The sequence below is a fragment of the Pantoea sp. ANP04 genome (assembly GCF_041982285.1).
Taxonomy (GTDB): Bacteria; Pseudomonadota; Gammaproteobacteria; order Enterobacterales; family Enterobacteriaceae; genus Pantoea; species Pantoea eucalypti.
Map to the genome: position 1 here is coordinate 1 of NZ_JAUTYS010000043.1, position 819 is coordinate 819.

Below are 819 nucleotides of genomic sequence, written 5' to 3' on the forward strand. Positions count from 1 at the left end.
CCTGCCGCACCTGCGGGTGATGTTGCTGCTGTTTGGTGGGCTGGCCTGCCTGGCGGCCTATTGGCTGCGGGCCGTGCACACCGATAACCCGCTGTTTGCGCCCTCGCTATTCAAGGTTCGAACCTTTGCCGTGGGCATCCTCGGCAACCTGTTCGCCCGCCTGGGCAGCGGTGCCCTGCCGTTCCTGGTGCCGCTGCTGCTACAGGTGGCGCTGGGTTATTCACCGTCTCAGGCGGGGATGAGCATGCTGCCCCTGGCGGCCGCGGCGATGCTGGCCAAGTCCATTGCCCGGCCCCTGATCGAGCGCCTGGGCTACCGCATCGTGCTCACCGGCAACACCCTGGCCCTGGGGCTGATGCTGGCCAGCATGGGGCTGGTCAGCGAGCACACGCCTTATCCCCTGCTGCTGGGCATGCTGGCGGTGCTGGGGGCGATCAACTCGCTGCAGTTCACCGCGATGAACACCGTGACCCTGATCGACCTCGACGATGCCTCCGCCAGCAGCGGCAACAGCCTGTTGTCGGTGGTGGCGCAGCTGTCCCTGAGCCTGGGGGTGGCCTGTGCCGGTGCGCTGCTAGGCGGTTTTACTGCACAAGTAGGCAATGACGGAGTGAACACCGTGCTCGGCGCCTTCCAGCTGACCTTCCTCACCGTGGGCATCATGGCGATGCTAGCGGCGGCAATCTTCCTCCAGCTGTCGCCCACCGATGGCCGAAGGGCGCGCAAGGTCGAGGAACAGCACATCGAGCATTGAGCCGCACACACCCCTCCGTAGGAGCCGGCTCGCCGGCGAAGAGCCCCCGAGCCCTGCGCCAAACT

Annotated in this window: 1 protein-coding gene; it reads left to right on the plus strand. The window is 66.5% G+C overall.

Annotated features, from left to right (window positions below; genetic code table 11):
- A partial coding sequence (locus Q7C21_RS22180) for an MFS transporter (protein WP_375151113.1) occupies nt 1-754 on the plus strand: 754 nt, incomplete at its 5' end.
- Nucleotides 755-819 lie beyond the last annotated feature (65 nt).